Source organism: Nonomuraea sp. NPDC049625, assembly GCF_040675285.1.
In the GTDB taxonomy this organism is placed as follows: Bacteria; Actinomycetota; Actinomycetes; order Streptosporangiales; family Streptosporangiaceae; genus Nonomuraea; species Nonomuraea angiospora_A.
This window is the reverse complement of record NZ_JBFAOQ010000008.1, coordinates 190,588-206,719: the sequence shown is the minus strand read 5'-3', so window position 1 is coordinate 206,719 and position 16,132 is coordinate 190,588. Positions and strand designations below refer to the sequence as shown.

The 16,132-nt window shown below is 72.3% G+C and carries 18 protein-coding genes; 10 read left to right on the top strand and 8 right to left on the bottom strand.

Going from position 1 to position 16,132, the window contains the following annotated elements:
- The first annotated feature begins 9 nt into the window (after positions 1-9).
- Complete coding sequence (locus tag AB0J87_RS32940; RefSeq protein WP_363971408.1) at positions 10-828, top strand: LLM class flavin-dependent oxidoreductase; 819 nt, start codon at positions 10-12, stop codon at positions 826-828.
- Between the two features lie 22 nt (positions 829-850).
- Here the strand turns inward: AB0J87_RS32940 and AB0J87_RS32935 are convergent, their stop codons facing one another.
- From AB0J87_RS32935 to AB0J87_RS32925, 3 genes are read right to left on the bottom strand one after another with little or no spacing between them, the layout of a single operon-like run.
- Positions 851-1,219 (bottom strand): DUF4180 domain-containing protein, encoded by a 369-nt coding sequence (locus tag AB0J87_RS32935; protein ID WP_363971406.1) that lies wholly within the window; start codon positions 1,217-1,219, stop codon positions 851-853.
- Positions 1,212-2,072 (bottom strand): alpha/beta hydrolase, encoded by an 861-nt coding sequence (locus AB0J87_RS32930; protein ID WP_363971404.1) that lies wholly within the window; start codon positions 2,070-2,072, stop codon positions 1,212-1,214. The genes AB0J87_RS32935 and AB0J87_RS32930 overlap by 8 nt, the downstream gene beginning before the upstream one ends.
- Positions 2,073-2,077: 5 nt before the next feature.
- Positions 2,078-2,470: a helix-turn-helix domain-containing protein gene (locus AB0J87_RS32925; RefSeq protein WP_363971402.1), complete on the bottom strand. Its 393-nt coding sequence runs from the start codon at positions 2,468-2,470 to the stop codon at positions 2,078-2,080.
- A 105-nt stretch (positions 2,471-2,575) separates the two neighbouring features.
- Between AB0J87_RS32925 and AB0J87_RS32920 the strand changes: the two genes are divergently transcribed.
- Genes AB0J87_RS32920 through AB0J87_RS32905 form a run of 4 tightly spaced genes read left to right on the top strand, consistent with a single transcriptional unit; the run spans position 2,576 to position 6,565 of the window.
- Positions 2,576-4,120 (top strand): phenylacetate--CoA ligase family protein, encoded by a 1,545-nt coding sequence (locus tag AB0J87_RS32920; protein ID WP_363971400.1) that lies wholly within the window; start codon positions 2,576-2,578, stop codon positions 4,118-4,120.
- On the top strand, positions 4,117-4,575 hold the full coding sequence (locus AB0J87_RS32915; protein WP_363971398.1) for a DUF4188 domain-containing protein: 459 nt from the start codon (positions 4,117-4,119) through the stop codon (positions 4,573-4,575). Before AB0J87_RS32920 ends, AB0J87_RS32915 begins: the two co-directional genes overlap by 4 nt.
- Positions 4,572-5,648 carry a hypothetical protein gene (locus AB0J87_RS32910; protein ID WP_363971396.1) on the top strand — a complete coding sequence of 359 codons (1,077 nt, stop codon included), beginning with the start codon at positions 4,572-4,574 and terminating at the stop codon, positions 5,646-5,648. Before AB0J87_RS32915 ends, AB0J87_RS32910 begins: the two co-directional genes overlap by 4 nt.
- Positions 5,645-6,565 carry a hypothetical protein gene (locus AB0J87_RS32905; protein WP_363971394.1) on the top strand — a complete coding sequence of 307 codons (921 nt, stop codon included), beginning with the start codon at positions 5,645-5,647 and terminating at the stop codon, positions 6,563-6,565. Before AB0J87_RS32910 ends, AB0J87_RS32905 begins: the two co-directional genes overlap by 4 nt.
- 260 nt (positions 6,566-6,825) lie before the next feature.
- Here the strand turns inward: AB0J87_RS32905 and AB0J87_RS32900 are convergent, their stop codons facing one another.
- The 3 genes from AB0J87_RS32900 to AB0J87_RS32890 form a co-directional block, all read right to left on the bottom strand.
- Entirely contained in the window at positions 6,826-7,659 is an 834-nt protein-coding gene (locus tag AB0J87_RS32900) for an aminoglycoside phosphotransferase family protein (RefSeq protein WP_363971392.1), read from the bottom strand.
- A gap of 194 nt (positions 7,660-7,853) precedes the next feature.
- The gene (locus AB0J87_RS32895; RefSeq protein WP_363971390.1) at positions 7,854-8,183 is read right to left on the bottom strand and encodes a hypothetical protein; all 330 of its coding nucleotides are present in this window, start codon (positions 8,181-8,183) and stop codon (positions 7,854-7,856) included.
- A gap of 154 nt (positions 8,184-8,337) precedes the next feature.
- The gene (locus AB0J87_RS32890) at positions 8,338-8,703 is read right to left on the bottom strand and encodes a MerR family transcriptional regulator (protein ID WP_363971388.1); all 366 of its coding nucleotides are present in this window, start codon (positions 8,701-8,703) and stop codon (positions 8,338-8,340) included.
- Between the two features lie 55 nt (positions 8,704-8,758).
- On the opposite strand from AB0J87_RS32890, the gene AB0J87_RS32885 reads away from it, so the two are divergent.
- Positions 8,759-9,949: an MFS transporter gene (locus AB0J87_RS32885; protein ID WP_363971386.1), complete on the top strand. Its 1,191-nt coding sequence runs from the start codon at positions 8,759-8,761 to the stop codon at positions 9,947-9,949.
- Here the strand turns inward: AB0J87_RS32885 and AB0J87_RS32880 are convergent.
- Positions 9,946-11,442 carry an LLM class flavin-dependent oxidoreductase gene (locus AB0J87_RS32880; protein WP_363971384.1) on the bottom strand — a complete coding sequence of 499 codons (1,497 nt, stop codon included), beginning with the start codon at positions 11,440-11,442 and terminating at the stop codon, positions 9,946-9,948. The two genes, AB0J87_RS32885 and AB0J87_RS32880, sit on opposite strands and share 4 nt — an antisense overlap.
- Positions 11,443-11,556: 114 nt before the next feature.
- Between AB0J87_RS32880 and AB0J87_RS32875 the strand changes: the two genes are divergently transcribed.
- On the top strand, positions 11,557-12,021 hold the full coding sequence (locus AB0J87_RS32875) for a MarR family transcriptional regulator (protein ID WP_363971382.1): 465 nt from the start codon (positions 11,557-11,559) through the stop codon (positions 12,019-12,021).
- Between the two features lie 474 nt (positions 12,022-12,495).
- Here AB0J87_RS32875 and AB0J87_RS32870 read toward each other — a convergent pair whose 3' ends face one another.
- Entirely contained in the window at positions 12,496-13,359 is an 864-nt protein-coding gene (locus tag AB0J87_RS32870) for an alpha/beta hydrolase (protein WP_363971380.1), read from the bottom strand.
- 188 nt (positions 13,360-13,547) lie between these two features.
- On the opposite strand from AB0J87_RS32870, the gene AB0J87_RS32865 reads away from it, so the two are divergent.
- Genes AB0J87_RS32865 through AB0J87_RS32855 form a run of 3 tightly spaced genes read left to right on the top strand, consistent with a single transcriptional unit; the run spans position 13,548 to position 16,117 of the window.
- Positions 13,548-14,546, top strand: a complete 999-nt coding sequence (locus AB0J87_RS32865; RefSeq protein WP_363971378.1) for a small ribosomal subunit Rsm22 family protein — start codon at positions 13,548-13,550, stop codon at positions 14,544-14,546.
- Positions 14,547-14,586: 40 nt separating this feature from the next.
- Positions 14,587-15,363, top strand: coding sequence for a polyprenyl diphosphate synthase (uppS, locus tag AB0J87_RS32860; protein ID WP_350727398.1), 777 nt, complete (start codon positions 14,587-14,589; stop codon positions 15,361-15,363).
- A 1-nt stretch (position 15,364) separates the two neighbouring features.
- Positions 15,365-16,117, top strand: coding sequence for a GNAT family N-acetyltransferase (locus AB0J87_RS32855; protein ID WP_363971375.1), 753 nt, complete (start codon positions 15,365-15,367; stop codon positions 16,115-16,117).
- Positions 16,118-16,132: the final 15 nt, after the last annotated feature.

Below are 16,132 nucleotides of genomic sequence, written 5' to 3'. Positions count from 1 at the left end.
CGAATAGGCGTGAATGTTCCCAATTTCGGCCCCGGCACCAACCCCGACGTGCTGCGCAGCTGGGCGCAGACCGTCGAGGGGCTCGGATACGACCTGCTCATGGTCTCCGACCACGTGGCCATCACCTCGGACGTCGCCAAGCAGTATCCCGCGCCGTTCTACGAGCCGTTCACGACTCTGGCCTGGCTCGCCGGCTCCACCACCCGGATCGGGCTCGGCACCACGGTGCTCATCGTGCCGTACCGCCACCCGCTGCTCACCGCCCGCATGGCGGCCAACCTCAACGACCTCAGCGGCGGGCGGCTGGTGCTGGGCGTGGGGATCGGGTGGGCTCGGCAGGAGTTCGAGGCGCTCGGAGCGGTGTACGAGCGGCGCGGCAAGGTGACCGACGAATACCTCGCCGCCATCCGCGCCGCCTGGGCCGACGAGGGCGACTACCGTTCCGGCGGCGTGCCGATCTGGGTCGGCGGCGGCAGCGAGGCGGGGCTGCGCAGGGCGGTGCGCTACGGCGATGGGTGGCACCCGCTCAGGAACACCCTGCCCTCCCTGCGCGAGAACTGGTCGCGCCTGAAGGAGATCGCCGCCGAGGAGGGCCGGCCGGTGCCCGCCCTGACGCCCAGGATCCTGCTGCGCGTCACCGACGCGCCGCCGGCGGAGCGGCGCGCGGGCGAGGGCACGATCGAGCAGGTCATGGCCGACCTGGAGGAGCTGCGGCTGCTCGGCGCGGAGACGGTCGTCCTCGACCCGTTCCACTCGGACCCGGACGAGACGCTGCACCCCGAGGCGGCCTGGGAGATGCTCGCCGCCGTGGCCGCCCGCCGCACCTGAGGCGCCTCAGAGCAGGCTCGCCTCAGGGCCGGCTCGCGGGATCCTCGCGGGCCGGCAGCCGGGCCGCCAGCTCCTCCAGGTCGCCGACGAACCAGATGTGCTCGCCCCGGTTCGACTCGAACACCCAGTCGCGCAGCGCCGAACTGGCGGCGGTGAAACGGGAGATGTCCCCCACGACGGCCAGGCCGACGCGGTAGTTGACGAACTTCTGCGCGATCTCGCCCGCCACGCCCGTGCGCAGCGCGAAGAAGTCGTCGTGCAGCCGCCCGGCGGGGACGGCCACCCAGCTCGCGCCCCTGCCGAAGGCCTCGCCGAGCAGGTCGAGCGCGTCGCGGGTCTCGCGCAGCGGCTCGCCGTGCGGCTCGCAGACGTATACGCGGTCGTCAAGCATGTGCGGTCTCCAGGAAGTCCATGATCTCTTGGGTGTGGGCGGGGAGCAGGTGGCCGGTGCCGGGCAGGAGCCGTACGTCCGCGTCCGGCGCGGCACGCAGCAGGCGGCGGTGGGTGCCGTACGAGTCGAGCATCCGGTCGCGGCCTCCGGCGATGACCAGCAGCGGCATCGTGAGGCGGCTCAGGGCCGCGTCGGGGAAGATCGGCAGCTTGCCGCGGCGGGGCCGGAAGCTCCGGTGGATCAGCAGCGCGAACTCGGTGAAGTCGTCGTCCGGGGGCGCGGGACCGGTGGCGGGGCCGAGGACGAGGCGCATCGCCCGGCGGCGGCCCCGTTCCCCGCCGAACGCCAGCAGCGGCAGCGCCCCGAGCAGCGGCAGCCACCGCTGCCGGCCGATGCCGCTCGGGCACATCAGCGCGAGCCGTTCGACCCGGTCAGGCCGGCAGGTGGCGTAGTCGAGCGCCATCCACCCGCCCAGCGACACCGCGGCGATCGAGACCCGTTCGACGCCCAGCCCGGCCAGCACCTCCGCCAGCCAGCCGGCGTAGACGCCGGGCTCCAGCGGCGGCCGTGACGGCGCGCTCAGCCCCGGCTCGCCGATGAGGTCGACCGCGTGGACCCGGAACCGCCGTGCCCACGTGGCGACATCCGCCAGCCACATGGCGCTGTTGGTGCCCGACCCGTGCAGGAGCAGCAGCGGCGGCGCGCCGGCGGGCCCGCACGCCACCACGAACGTCTCCCCGTGCCCGGTCGGCACCCGCACATGCTCGTACGGCACCGGCCAGCGTTCGAGGAACTCCCGGTAGCGCCGCTCGACGGCCCCCGCGCCCTCCGGTGAGGCGTAGATCGCGACCACGGGCCTCACTCCCTCACCAGCGCGTCGATGATCCTCAGGACCTGGGCGCTCTCCTCCAACGCGCCCAGCACGATGACCTTCAGGTGCTCGCGTTCCTCGTCGTAGACGAACTCCACGCGCAGGCCATGGGGGCGGCTCGCCAGCGACCCCAGGACCATCGTGCTGACCCGGTCCATGTCGCCCCTGGCGATGCCGTCGACCTGCACGATGCTCGACGCCTCCGCGCGGCGGGGCGTGACGAGCGGCGTGCCGGTGAAGGCCGCCAGGTCCTCCTTGGCGATCCGGTACTGCTTGCCGATGCGCACGGCCGGCAGCCGCCCGTCGCGTACGTAGTTGCGGACGGTCTTGACGTGCAACCCCAGCAGGGCCGCCACCTGTTCGACGGTGTAATGCTCCATATCGCTCCCTATGATGGCACACAATAGGGAAGGATAGGGAGTGGATAAAACCGATGAAAGTGGGCGTAAAGCGATCTTCTATTCGGCCCACTAGTCTCACCGTTCATGACCCGCCTCAGCCCGGCTCTCGGGCCGCTCACCCCCCGCCAGCGCTGGCGGAGGGTCCGCCTCCAGGCCTACTCCTGGTCCCTGACCGGCGCGTACCGGCTGGGCGCGATGCACCCCGCCATCTGGCGGCTCGTCGCCCGGAGCTACCACCCGGCCTTCGACTGGCTGGCGGCCCGGCACGCCAGGCTGGCCTGCCAGTTCGCCGCCGTGGACGTGCCCGCCTACCGGCACTTCCTGGGGGCGAACGGCGCCGGGCACGCCAGGAGGCTGGCGGACTTTCCCGAGACCGGCAAGCAGAACTACGCCGCCGTGTACGACGAGGAGAGCCGCTGCCAGGAAGGCAGGCTGCACCGGCCAGGCGTGATCGTGGACGAGTCGTCGGGGTCCAGCGGCAAGCCGTACAACTGGGTACGCGGGCCGCGCGAGCTCAAGGGCATCTACCGCAACGCGGCCGGCTACATCGAGCTGGTCTTCCCCGGCAAGCGGCTGTTCGTGATCAACGCGTACTCGATGGGCGCCTGGGCCACCGGCACCACCACGGGCACCGCCATGGCGCGCGTGGCGATGGTCAAGAACACCGGCCCCGACCTGGAGAAGATCGCCGACACGCTGGAGCACTTCGGGCCCGGCTACGACTACGTGGTGGCCGCGTACCCGCCGTTCCTCAAGCATCTGCGCGACCGCCTGGACGAGAGCGGTTTCCCGTGGCGGGACTACCGCATCCGCGGCATGGTCGGCGGCGAGGGCATGACCGAGGCGCTGCGCGACTACCTGGAGGAGCGCTTCGAGGAGGTCCGCTCCGGTTACGGCGCCAGCGACCTGACGATCGGGATGGGCGCGGAGAGCGGGTTCAGCGTGTGGCTGCGCAAGCGCCTGGCCACCGACCAGCGGCTGCGCGAGCTGTTACTCGGACCGGGGGAGCAGCGGCTGCCGATGATCTTCCACTACAACCCGCTGGAGACGTTCCTGGAGGTCAACGGCGAGGGCGAGCTGCTGTGCACCATCAACACCAAGAGCTGCCTGCAGCCCAAGCTGCGTTACAACGTCGGCGACGAGGCCAGGCTGCACACCCTCGCCGACGTCAGGCGGGCGCTCGGCGCCGCCGAATACGAGCGCGCGTGGACCGACGAGCGGATGAACCTGCCGCTGCTGTTCCTGTTCGGCCGCAAGGACTCGACGATCTCCTACATGGGGGCCAACCTGTATCCGCAGGACGTCGAGTACGGCCTCTACCAGGGCAATCCGTACGCGGCCGCGATCAACCGGTTCTGCCTGTCGCTGGAGGAGCTGCCGGGCCTGGAGTACCGACCGGTGATCAACATTGAGCTGCGCGGCCCTGACGCCGCCGACCGCGACGAACTCGCCGAGATCTGCCGCAAGGGCGTGGTCGCCCACCTGAGCGCCGTCTCGCGCGACTTCGCCGAGTCGCTCAAGGAAGACCCGACGGCCGCCGACCTTCGGGTCAAGGTCTTCGGCCCGGGCGAGGGGCCGTTCGCCGGCCTCACGAAGATGAAGAATGTCTACCTGGTGAAGGACGCATGAGGACCACGGACTTCAGCAAGGCCCCGGCGCAGGGGCGGGCGACGGCGATGTTCGTCGGCGCGACCCGCTACCGGGGGCCGCTGTCGATAGTCACGCTCACCCTGACCTGGTTCCGCATGGTGCGGGACATGAAGCGGATGCGCGGCTACTGCTGGCACAAGGTCTACTGGGAGTTCCCGTTCACGCTGGGCACGCTCGCGTTCTTCGAGGACCGCGACGCGCTGCTGCGCTTCGCCCGCAGCCGCCACCACCGCAAGCTCATGCAGTGGGTGACGGACGGCACCAGGAACGCCACCGGCGGCTACATCCGGCTCTACAACGCCGAGCCGGAGGGCTACAGCAACGGGGTCTGGCGCGCGGAGGGCGGGCCGATGGCGCACATCGAGACGTTCACGCCGCTGTCCACGGAGCTGTCCACGGGGGATGGCGAGGGTCCCCGGGTGAGGCGCGGGTGACGCTGCATCCCGTCGAGAGCCGCCGCGACCTGCGCGACTTCCTCGCGCTGACCGACCGCGTCTACGCGGGCGAGCCGCGCTTCATCCCGCCGCTGCACGCGCAGGTACGCACGTGGCACCGGCAGGGGGTACGCCTGTTCCTGCTCAGGCGGCGCGGGCGGGTGATCGCGCGGACCACCCTGCACACCGACGCCGCGCTGGACGCCAAGCTGGGCCGGGCCACCCAGTTGTTCGGGCTGACCGAGTTCGCGGAGGAGGCGGCGGAGGAGCTGTTCGACGGCATCCTCGCGGCCGGGCGCGACGCCAGGAAGGAGGCGGTGTTCGGGCCGGTGTCGCTGCTGCCCAACCAGGCGGGCGGGGTCATCACCTCCGGTTTCGACGAGCGCGGCTTCATCGACAGCGCCTGGAACCACCCGTACTATCCGGTCGCGTACGAGGCGTGCGGCTTCGCCCGCCGCTTCGAGTCCGACACCTGGATCTGCCCGGTGCCGGAGGAGCCGGTGTTCGCGTTCGACGACGGGCGGATCGCGGCCGAGGGGCTGCGCGTGCACCGGGGCGACCGGCGGCGCGTGGCGGAGCAGCTGCCGATCCTGCGGGAGATGCTGAACGCCAGTTTCGCGCAGCTCGGCTACTACACGGAGATCTCGGCGGAGCAGCTCGCGGCGCAGACGGACGGGCTGGCGTACCTGCTGGACGAGTCGTTGCTGCTGTACCTGACGAAGGAGGAGCGGCCGATCGCGTTCGTGCTGTGCTTGCCCGACATTTCGCGATTTATCGCGAAAATTCGTGGCAATCTCCACCTCCTGAACCAGCTCCGCCTGCTGGCCACCCGGTCCCGCTACCGCAGCGAGGCCGTGCTCATCATCAAGGGCACGGTCCCCGGCGAGCAGGGCCACGGCTACATGCGGTTGCTGGCCAGGGAGTTGCACGAGGGGCTGCGCCGGGGCGGCTACCGGGCACTGCGCAGCACGTACGTCGAGCGTACGAACCCCGGCTCCGCCGCCCAGTACACCGCGATGGGCGGCCGACCCCTGCACGGCTACACGTTCTACGAGAAGGGCCTGACGGCGTGAAAGACCGGCTGCTGCCGCTGGAGCCGGACTTCTGGCGTGCCCCCAGCGCCCACAACACCCAGCCCTGGACCCTCACCTACACGGCCGACCGGGCCGAGGTCGGCTGGGACCCGTCACGCGCCCTGCCCATCAGCGACCCCACGGGCCGCGACCTGCGCCTGAGCCTGGGCGCGTTCGTGGAGTGCTGCCTGATCGTCTGCGCCGACGCCGGCCTGCCGGTCGGCTTCCGTCCCGATCCGGGTCCGCATCGGGTGGGCGTCCTGTACGCCGCCGCGCAGCCATACCGGACGCCCTTCACGACGGCGGACGTCCGGGCGCGCGGCGCCAACCGCGGCGAGTACCACCCGGGACGCCTGCCGGACCCGCTGGTCGCCGAGCTCACCGGGATGCGGCGGCTGGCCTGCCGCGACCTCGCGGACCTGCTGCACGCGGCCGACCTGCACCAGTTCGGCGACCAGGGGGTGACGCGGGAGCTGCGCGCCTGGCTGCGTCTCACCCGCCGCCACCGCCGCTACCTGCTCGACGGCCTCACCGACCGGGCCCTGTCCCTCAGCAGGGCGGAGGCCATCGGCCTGCGCGCCTCGCTGGCCCTCTACCCGGCCCTGCGTCCCCTGGGCCTCCCGAGGGTGCTGGCCGGGGCCTCGCGTGATCTGCTCGACTACGACGGGGACGTCCTGGTGCTGGTGGGGGCGGTCGAGGACGAGCTGGAGCTGGGGCGCGTGCTGATGCGGCACTGGCTCACCCTGTCCGCCCACGGCTATGCCACGCACCCGCTGAGCCAGATCATCGACTGCGGGCCGACCAGGCAGGTCCTCGCGGACCGGCTGGGCGTCACGGACCCCCGGACCCTCCTCCACGTGGCCCGAGTCGGCCGCCCGACCTCCGCGGCCACCCCCTCCTCCCGCCTCAGACCCTGACCTCCCCTCCCACCCCTCCGGCCTTCCGCGCCTCTGCCTTCCCCGCCCCTCCGGTCTCCCGCCCCTCCGGTCTCCCGCCCCTCCGGTCTCCTGTCCCTCCGGTCTCCCGGCCCTCCGGCTCTCAGCTGCCTCCTCGGCTGCCTCGGCCGTCTGCGGTTTGCCGCCTGCCCGGCTGTGGTGCGCGAAGGCGGCGGCCAGCCCGCGGGCGGGATGAGCGGTGGGTCGGGTAGCGGCCCCTCGGATGGACCGTGCGGTGGTGCTCAGCGGTAGGCGGTCAGGCCGTCCGCCAGTTGTTCCGCGTCGCCGTCCCGGTGGGCGGCGAGGGCCTGTTGCAGGGCGAACGTGCCGCGGATGGCGGCGATGCGGGCCGCCGTCTCGTCGCCGGCCCAGCCGCCCAGCGCGAGCACCCGGCCCAGGAACGTGTCGCCGTGGCCGGCGCCGATGGCGGCGAGATCCTCGGCGGGGTCGCCGATGGTGGCCTCGTCCCAGTCGATCACGCCGCTGAGCCGGGGCAGCCCGCCGTCGATCTCCCACAGCACGTTCTCGGCGCCGAGGTCGCCGTGCGCCACCGCCGTGGCGACGTGGGGGAGACCCGCGGCCGCGGCGAGCTCCCGCTCGGCCCGCCGGCGTCCGCCGTCCGACATGAGCCCGAACAACTCGGCGCGGACATCCGCCTCGAACCGCCGCCACCGATCCTCCGGCGTCCACGGCAACCCCGCCCGCGCCCGCTCGTCGGCCCCCGCCCGGGCCAGCGCGGCCAGCAGCTCGGCGTACTGCTCCGCGGCCGCCCCGGCCACCGCCGGGTCGTCGAGCGCTCCGTCCTCCAGCGGCGCGCCGGGGACGCGGCTGAGCACCAGGTACGGCGCCTCGCCCGCGCCTTCGGACAGCGGCCGGGGGATGCGGAAGCCGAAACCGAGCCCGGCGAGCACGCGCAGCATGGCCGCCCGCTGCGGCAGCCGGGCAGCCGCCGCCTCGGTGCGGGGCAGGCACACGACCCGGTCCGAGCCCATCACGACCCGATGGAACTGCCCCTCGCGGACGGGGAGAGGCCCTGATGCGGCGTCCTGGGCCAACCAGCTCAGTGGATCATCCATCGCCCCAGCATGGCGGCAACGTCCCCGGAACACCGAACCGGCCGGGGAAGGCACGGCGGCGAGCGCCTGAACGCGCCCGTTCCGGCGGTGATGTCTGAACGGCGCCGGGGGTCTGGACGGCGGCGGGCCCTGAACGCGCTCGTCCCGGTGCCTGCGTGGCGGGCACCGGGACGAGCGCGTGATGCGGGGCTTGATCAGTCGTCGTGGTGGAAGCCGTGGTCGGGCCAGGAGCCGGCCCAGTTGCCGTTGCCGCTGGTGGGCCAGTTGCGGTGATGCCAGTGGGGGTCCCACGACCAGTCCCAGCCGGCGCCGCCGTCGTCCTTGCAGGCCTTGGTCTTGCGGGTCCCGGCGAACACGCCGTGGTCGGTGACGTGGTGATAGGTAATGTCGTCGCCCACCCCGAGGTCGCAGTGCTTCGACTTGTGGTGCTTGCCGTCGTCGTCGGCCGTGGCGGGCGTGGCGCTTCCGTACAGTGCGGTCGCGGCGAGTAGCGCACCGCCGACGGCGATGAGGCTATTCCTCATGATCTCCCCCTGTAATCACGAAGTGACATCGGAGATCACTATACGTAGCGATCTTGGAGGGCAGGTGCAGCGCCACACCCCGTTTTCGATCAACAGGCCGCCGTTGATCAGTAACCCGGATGTACAAGTGATCTACATTGTAAAGGCGCCGGGCTCAGGAAGATCGCACGGCCGCCAGGTACGCGTGGATCGCGTCGCGGTTGCGGGAGAGGCACTCGATGCGCTGCTGGATGCGGTCGGCCTCGGCCTCCAGGAGGTCGGCCAGCTCCGGGGTGAGGCACTGCGGGTGCAGGTGGATCACGTCGGGCTTGTTCAGGAACGGCAGGATACGGCGGATGATCTCCGTGGTGAGTCCGGAGTCGAGCAGGCCGCGGATCTGCTGAACCCGGTAGACGGCCGGCTCCGGATAATGGCGGTAGCCGTTGTCGGCGCGCTCCGGGTGGAGGAGGTCCTGCTCCTCGTAGTAGCGGAGCATGCGGGTCGGCACGCCCGTCAGTCGCGACAGTTCACCGATTCTCACGGCGGGGCCTCCCGGCTTGCCTTCACATTGATGTGAACGTTTCAGCATATTCGACATGTCAGGTGCGACGATCGCCGACGCCGTACGCGTCGGGAGAATGCCCTGGTCGGGGCTACTGGCGCTGTTCTCGGCGGCGTTCACGGCGGTGATGACGGAGCTGCTTCCGGCGGGGCTGCTGCCGCAGCTCGGCGCGGCGCTGGGGGTGCCGGAAGGGCGGGCCGGGTTCCTGGTGACGGCGTACGCGGTGGCCTCGACCCTGTCGGCGATCCCGCTGACGGCGTTGCTGCGCGGGCTGCCGCGGCGGCCCGTACTGGTGGGGACGCTGGCGGGGTTCGCCCTGTTCAACACGGTGACCGCGCTCTCGTCGTCCTATGCGGTGACCTTCGGGGCGCGGGTCCTGGCCGGCGTCATGGGCGGGATCCTGTGGGCGATGCTGGTCGGGTACGCGGCCCGGATGGTGCCGGTCGAGCGGCGGGGGCGGGCCATCGCGATCGTCTCGGCGGGGATCACGGTGGCGCTGTGCGCGGGGATTCCGGCGGGCGCGGCGCTGGCCTCGGCGTTCGGGTGGCGGACCGCTTTTCTGGGGCTGGCGGTCGTGGCGGTCGCGCTGGTGGGGTGGGTGCTGTGGAAGGTGCCGGACTTTCCCGGTGAGGCGGCCACGGTGCGGGTCCCGTTGCGGCGGGTGGCGGCGCTGCCCGGTGTCCGGACGATCCTGGGGGTGACGGTGCTGGTGCTGGTCGGGCATCAGGCGATGTACACGTATCTGGCGCCGTTCGTGGCCTTCGCCGGGTTGGGGCGGACGAGTGTCGTGCTGCTCGTGTTCGGGGTCGGGACGGTGGCGGGGATCTGGGTGACCGGGGTGGTGATCGACAGGTTCCCGCGGGTGACGCTCGTGGTGGTGCTGGCCGTGGTGGCGGGGGCCATGGCGGTGCTGGCCGTCTCCGGTGGGCCGGGCTGGGCGCCGCTGGGCGCGGTCGCGCTGTGGGGGGCGGCCTTCGGCGGGGTGCCGACGTTGCTGCAGTCGGCGCTGGTGGACGCCTCCGGAGCCGGGAACGCGGACGCGGCCACCTCCATGCAGACGACCGTGTACAACGCGGGGATCGCCGCGGGGTCGCTGGCCGGCGGGCTGGTGCTGGAGGGCGCCGGGGCGGGTGCGCTGCCGTGGACCTCGTTGCCGCTGGTGGCGGTGGCCCTGGCGGTCGTGGTCGCGGCGCGCCGTCGCGCGTTCCCCGCCCGCCGGGCCTAGAGGCCGTTCCTGGCCAGGGGTTCGACGAGTTCGCGCTCCTCGTACGACAGGTGGGACAGGAGGCTGTCGGTGAGCAGGTCCACGGTCTCGCGCAGGTGGCCGAGGCCGTCCGGGTCGCCGACGAACGAGACGAGGGCGCGGTCGACGCGTTCGATGATCTTGTGGATGGCGTGGTGCTCTTCCTGGAGGCGGTCGAGCACGGGCGCCAGGGCGGGCTCCGTGCGGCGGAGATGCGGGAAGACCATGGCGTCCTCGGCGGTGTGGTGCATGGTGACGAGGCGGCAGTAGGACTCGCAGTAGGCGCCGAGGGTCCAGTTGTTCTGGCGCATGGTCATGGTGTTGATGTGCGAGCGGGCGGCGCCTGCGTCGATCGCTCCGGAGGCTACCTGGTCGATGAGGTCGCGGAGCTGGGCGAGTTCGGCGCGCAGGTGGTCGTGCACGTCGATGAGGTGCCGGCCGTTGGCCTGTTCGGCGGGGGTGTAGCGCCTGGTGGGGTCGGGGGCGGGGCCGGTGGGGCGGGTGGTCTCGTCCCAGACGCGTACGTCGGTGAGCCGTACACCGTCGTCGGGGGTCGGGGTGGCGCCCAAGGCGGCCGTCGTCGGGCTTGCGGTTTTTGCCGCGGCGGTGGGTGGCGGCGGGGCGGCCTGGGTGCGTTCCGCGGCGACGAGTTCGCGTACGGCCGGGGCGGTCTCCTGGGCGAAGCGCTGGAGACGGCCGGGGTCGTCGGCCGCGAGGATGAAGACGCTGACGCCGTACGTGAGGGCGATCTCGGCGAGCTGGGCGGCCGGCAGTTCCTCGCCGAGGTTGAGCAGGCGGCGGATGTCGCGGGGCGAGCGGCCCGCCTCGGCGGCGGCCTCGTCGATGACGGCGTTGCCCTCGCCGATCTTGCCGATGTCCTGGAGGTAGGGGAGGGAGGGGAGCCAGCCGTCGGCGAGGCGGCCGGTCACGCGGAGCATGCGCGGCTTGTACGCGCCGAGCCAGATGCCGATGTCGTGGGCCGGGCGCGGGCCTCGCGGGGCGGTGACCTGGTAGTGCTCGCCGTGGTGGTCGATGGCGCCGGGGGCGTCGGTGTCCCAGGCGGCGCGGATGATCGGGATGGCCTCCTCGAGCGCGTCCACGGCCTGGCCGGGGGACAGGCGCGGGGCGCCCATGGAGGCGATGGCGTCCCGGTATCCGCCGGTGCCCAGGGCGAGCTCGAAGCGTCCGTGGCTGAGGATGTCGAGGCTGGCGGCGGCCTGCGCGAGCATGGCGGGCGGCCGGAGCGGCAGCGGATGCACGTTGCCGGCCAGCCGGATGCTCTCGGTGGCGGCCGCGACGTAGCCGAGCAGGGTCCAGGTGTCGAGGAAGGTGGGCTGGTACGGGTGGTCCGAGAAGGTGACGAGGTCGAGTCCGGCGCGCTCGGCGAGCTGGGAGAGGGCGACGACGGTGTCGGCCTGGTGGGCGGAGGGCGCGAAGCTGACGCTGAAGAGCAGCTCGTGGCCGTAGTCGGGCATGGGGGCTCCTTGGATGTGCCGTTCGCCGCCGGACTTTGGTTGGTAGTGCGAACAGTTGGTAACAAGAACTAAATTAGTTCGTATTATGAACCATTGTCAACTAGACTCGATGCCGTGGTCGCGACGTTCACTACCGCCCTCGTACGTCTGGGGCACCTGGTGCAGCAGGTGTTCGGGGACGTCGGCAGGGACCAGGACCTTACGCCGCAGCAGGCGCAGCTGCTGTGCCTGCTGGTCGGCGGGCCGGTGGGGATGACGGAGCTGACGCGTACGCTGCACCTGGAGAAGTCGAGCCTGACGGGGCTCGTCGACCGGGCGGAGAAGCGGGGGCTCGTGGCCCGCACGCGTGATTCCCGGGATCGGCGGGCCTGGCTCGTCGAGCTGACCCCCGAAGGGGAGCGCGTCGGGGCGCTGGCGCACGACGGGGTCGAGGCGCGGCTGGAGGCGTTGACGGGGGAATTGCCGGCGGAGCACCGGGAGTTGCTGGCGTCCGCCATCGACGGGATCCTCGCCGAGTACGCCTCCACGACCGGCCGCCCCCGCCCCCAGCCCGATCGCACCCCGGCTACACCGACCTGACCCTCACCCCCGCCATCCCCGGCCTGACCCTCGCCGTCACCGCCCTGACCCGCCTCGCCGTCACCGCCCTGACCCGCCTCGCCGTCACCGCCCTGACCCGCCTCGCTGTCACTGGCCTGGCCCCCGCCGTCACGGCCCTGACCTGCCTCGCCGTCACTGGCCTGGCCCCGCCCCCGCCATCCCCGGCCCGACTCCCGCCGTCACGGCCCTGACCCGCCTTGCCGTCACTGGCCTGGCCCCTGCCCCCGTCGTGACTGGCTGGACCTCCGCCTCCACCGTCACCGGCCTGGCGCCCCGGCTTCGCCCACCTGACATGCCCGCCGGTCGCCGACCCGGTGACGCCCGCGCTCGCCATGCCGCGGTGGTCGAGAGGGGCCCGTTGAAGTGCGGTGGCGTCGATCGGGGCAGGGGAAGTGGCGCCCCTGGAAGGCCGGGACGAGCTGGAAGCGGGGGCGTCGGGCGGGGGGGCGTGGGTCAGGAGGTGAAGACGGTCGCGAGGAATGCCGTCAGGGCCTCGGTCACCTCCGCGGGGCGTTCGAGCGGCGGCAGGTGGCCCGTCTCGGGGAGGTCGATGCGGCGGGCGGCGGGGATGCCGGCGCTGAGCAGGTCGGACATCTGCTGGATGCCGGGCACGTCCGACAGGCCGTTGATCACCAGGGTGGGCGCGGTGATCTCGGGCAGGCGCGTCACGGCGGGCGGGACCAGGTGGCGTTCCGTGGATCGGGGGCCGCTCCAGGAGCGCTCGAACACCAGGCGGCACATCTCCACCGCCGACTCCCACACCTCGTCGGAGAGCGCGTCGCGGCCACGGTCGGGCCCGGCGGTCTGCCAGAGCGTGTGGGCCTCCGCCATCGCGCGTACGTCGGCGGGATCCACGTGGTCGGCGGTGCCGGCGCGGTAGCGGGCCAGGCGGTCGGCGGGCACCGAGCCGTGGACGCGCTCGCGCGCCTGGTCCAGCATCTCCTGCGGCCATGGGTGGCCGGCCAGACCCGAGCTGATCAGGGCGAGCGCGGCCACCCGGGAGGGGGCGGCCAGGGCGACCTCGGTCGCGTACGCGCCGCCCATCGAGTTGCCGACCAGCGCCGCCCGCTCGACTCCCAGCGCGTCCATGACGGCGAGCAGGTCCTCGTGATGGCACACCTCGCCTTCGGCGTCGCCCGACCGGCCGCGGCCGCGCCAGTCGTAGCGGATCACGCGGTAGCGCTCCGAGAGGGCGCGGAACTGGTGCTCCCAGAGGCGCATGTCGGTCGTCCCGCCGTGCACGAGCACGACGGTGCCCACGGGGGTCGCGGGGCCGGCCTCCTCGTACGCGATCTTGACGTCGTCGATGATCAGCATGCTCGGCACGCTACCGCCGCGCGGGGCCGGGAATCGGCCTGTTCGCCAGCGGCGCAGCCGTGCGGGCCGGAGGATCGGCCTGTTCGCCAGGGGCGCAGCCACACGGGCCGCATGAGTTCCGAGCACCGTCGAATCGCGAGCATCATTGACGCAGGCAAGCCACGTACGGACCACAGGTGAACCCATCCATGCTTCCAGAAGAACTCAGAGCCGCCCTGGACAAGGCCCTGTCCGGCTACGCGCCGCAGGAGCTGTCCGACTCCGTGGCGCGGCTCACCGAGCGTTACCGTACGAACGCCGCCACCGGCGGAGGCACCCACATCAGGTCCCAGGCCGACGTGGCGGCCTATGCCGCGTACCGGATGCCCGCCACCTACGCCGCCGCGGCCACGGCCATGCGCCAGGCGGCCGCCATGACCCCGGACTTCCGGCCGGGGAGCCACCTCGACGTCGGCGGCGGCACGGGGGCGGCGATCTGGGCGGCGGGCGAGACCTGGTCGTCCATCGAGCGGGTCACGGTCATCGAGCACGACCCGCAGATCATCGACCTGGGCAAACGCCTCGCCCGTACGTCCGAGTCCCTGCGCGGGGCCACCTGGCGGCAGGCGTCGGTGCGTCCCGGCCTCGACCGGCCCGCGGCCGACCTGGTGACCATGTCGTACGCCCTGGGCGAGCTCCCCCAGGACAAGCGCCGGGAGATCGTCCGCTGGCTGGCCGCGGACGCGGCCATGGTGATCGTCATCGAGCCCGGCACCCCGGCGGGTTACGCCACCGTCGCCGAGGCCAGAGAGGTCCTGGTCGACCAGGGGCTGAGCGTCGCCGCCCCCTGCCCCCACGACGGGCGCTGCCCGATCGAGCAGGGACGCGACTGGTGCCACTTCTCCGTCAGGCTGCCCAGGACGTCCCTGCACCGCCGGATCAAGGCGGGCACGCTCAGCTTCGAGGACGAGAAGTTCTCCTACGTGGCCGCCACGACGGTCCCGGGGGAGCGGGCCGACACCCGGATCCTGCGCCACCCGGTCAAACGCAAGGGCGTGGTGTCCCTGCGCCTGTGCGCCGGGGAGGAGGGGATCCGCGACGTGATCGTGTCCAAGCGGCAGGGCGACCTCTACCGCGCGGCCAGGGACGCCGACTGGGGGGACGGCTGGGGCGACGACGGCTTGCGGCTCGGTCACGGAAATGGGTAAGGGGGCGGTTCCGGTTCGGCGGGTGGGCCATCCTTGGAGGATGTGGACGACTGATCTTCTTCATTCCCTCTATGCCCGGCGGCTGCGCCGTCAGGCCACGGCGGGTCCGCTGCCCCGCCACGTCGGTTTGATCATGGACGGAAACCGGCGCTGGGCCAGGCAGCAGGGTCTGGCCAGCCCGAGCATCGGCCACAAGTACGGCGCCGAGCACATCGACCACGTGCTGTCGTGGTGTGAGGGGCTGGGGATCGAGCACGTGACGGTGTTCCTGTGCTCGACGGAGAACCTTCAGCGCCGCGGTGACGAGGAGGTCGCCTACCTGTTGCGGGTGATCGAGGAGATGGTCGCCGAGCGGCTGGACCGGCCGGACGCGCGCTGGCGCGTCCATGTGGCGGGCCTGCTCGACATGTTGCCCGACACCACGGCCCGCGCGCTCAAGAGCGCCGTCGAGGCCACCCGTACGTGTGCCACCGGCTTCCACCTCACGCTGGCCATCGGGTACGGCGGCCGCCAGGAGGTGATCGACGCCCTGCGCGAGCTGCTGTACGAGCGGGCCGAGACCGGGCAGTCCATGGTGGAGCTGGCCTCGACGTTGAGCGTGGACGACATCGCGCCCCACCTCTACACGGCCGGTCAGCCCGACCCCGACCTGGTGATCCGCACCAGCGGCGAGCAGCGCCTGTCGAACTTCCTGCTCTGGCAGTCCGCCTACTCCGAGCTGTACTTCTGCGAGGCGTACTGGCCGGCCTTCCGCGAGATCGACTTCCTGCGGGCGCTGCGCAGCTTCGCCGCCCGGCAGCGACGGTTCGGGGGCTGAGATGCTGGAACTCTTCGACCGGCAGCTGCGCCAGGAGGCCCGCGCCGACGGGCCGGACGCCAAAGTGGAGCGGGCCGGCAACGTGGTGCGGCAGGTCGCGCCCGAGCACGGCTGGAACGGCGTGCTCTGGTCCGGCCTCGACGAGCGGAACGCGGACGCGGAGATCGCCGAGCAGGTGCGCTACTTCGGGGAGCTGGGGCGGCCGTTCGAGTGGAAGCTGTATGGCTACGACCGGCCCGGCGACCTCGACCGGCGCCTCCTGGCCGCCGGATTCACCCCGGAGCCCGCCGAGACGCTGATGATCGCCGAGATCCCGCGCCTGCCCCTCGGAGGGGAACCGCCCGAGGGGGTGCGGCTGGTGCCGGTGACCGGTTCCGACGGTGTGGAGCTGATGGCCGACGTTCACGAGAGCGCCTTCGGCACCCCTGACGCGCACTTCCGGGAACGGCTGCTCGACCAGCTCGCGGGGGGCGAGGTCGTCGCCCTCCTCGCGATGGCCGGTGACGTGCCGGTGAGCGCGGCCCGCATGGACCTGCACCCGGGCACCCGGTTCGCGAGCCTGTGGGGCGGCGGCACCGTGCCGGAGTGGCGCGGGCGCGGCATCTACCGGGCGTTGGTCGCCTACCGGGCCCGCGAGGCGATCGCCCGTGGCTACGACCATCTGCAGGTGGACGCCTCCAGCCAGAGCCGTCCGATCCTGCTGCGGCTGGGGTTCGAGGCGATCACCACGACGACGCCGTACGTCCACGAGTGAGTACCCTTGATGGCC

Excerpts from the sequence above, each read along its gene's own strand:
- AB0J87_RS32920 (WP_363971400.1), top strand. The coding sequence starts at position 2,576 with ATGACCCGCCTCAGCCCGGCTCTCGGGCCGCTCACCCCCCGCCAGCGC.
- AB0J87_RS32855 (WP_363971375.1), top strand. The coding sequence starts at position 15,365 with ATGCTGGAACTCTTCGACCGGCAGCTGCGCCAGGAGGCCCGCGCCGAC.
- uppS (WP_350727398.1), top strand. The coding sequence starts at position 14,587 with ATGTGGACGACTGATCTTCTTCATTCCCTCTATGCCCGGCGGCTGCGC.
- AB0J87_RS32870 (WP_363971380.1), bottom strand. The coding sequence starts at position 13,359 with ATGCTGATCATCGACGACGTCAAGATCGCGTACGAGGAGGCCGGCCCC.
- AB0J87_RS32880 (WP_363971384.1), bottom strand. The coding sequence starts at position 11,442 with ATGCCCGACTACGGCCACGAGCTGCTCTTCAGCGTCAGCTTCGCGCCC.
- AB0J87_RS32900 (WP_363971392.1), bottom strand. The coding sequence starts at position 7,659 with ATGGATGATCCACTGAGCTGGTTGGCCCAGGACGCCGCATCAGGGCCT.
- AB0J87_RS32935 (WP_363971406.1), bottom strand. The coding sequence starts at position 1,219 with ATGCTTGACGACCGCGTATACGTCTGCGAGCCGCACGGCGAGCCGCTG.
- AB0J87_RS32925 (WP_363971402.1), bottom strand. The coding sequence starts at position 2,470 with ATGGAGCATTACACCGTCGAACAGGTGGCGGCCCTGCTGGGGTTGCAC.
- AB0J87_RS32895 (WP_363971390.1), bottom strand. The coding sequence starts at position 8,183 with ATGAGGAATAGCCTCATCGCCGTCGGCGGTGCGCTACTCGCCGCGACC.
- AB0J87_RS32885 (WP_363971386.1), top strand. The coding sequence starts at position 8,759 with ATGTCAGGTGCGACGATCGCCGACGCCGTACGCGTCGGGAGAATGCCC.
- AB0J87_RS32915 (WP_363971398.1), top strand. The coding sequence starts at position 4,117 with ATGAGGACCACGGACTTCAGCAAGGCCCCGGCGCAGGGGCGGGCGACG.
- AB0J87_RS32865 (WP_363971378.1), top strand. The coding sequence starts at position 13,548 with ATGCTTCCAGAAGAACTCAGAGCCGCCCTGGACAAGGCCCTGTCCGGC.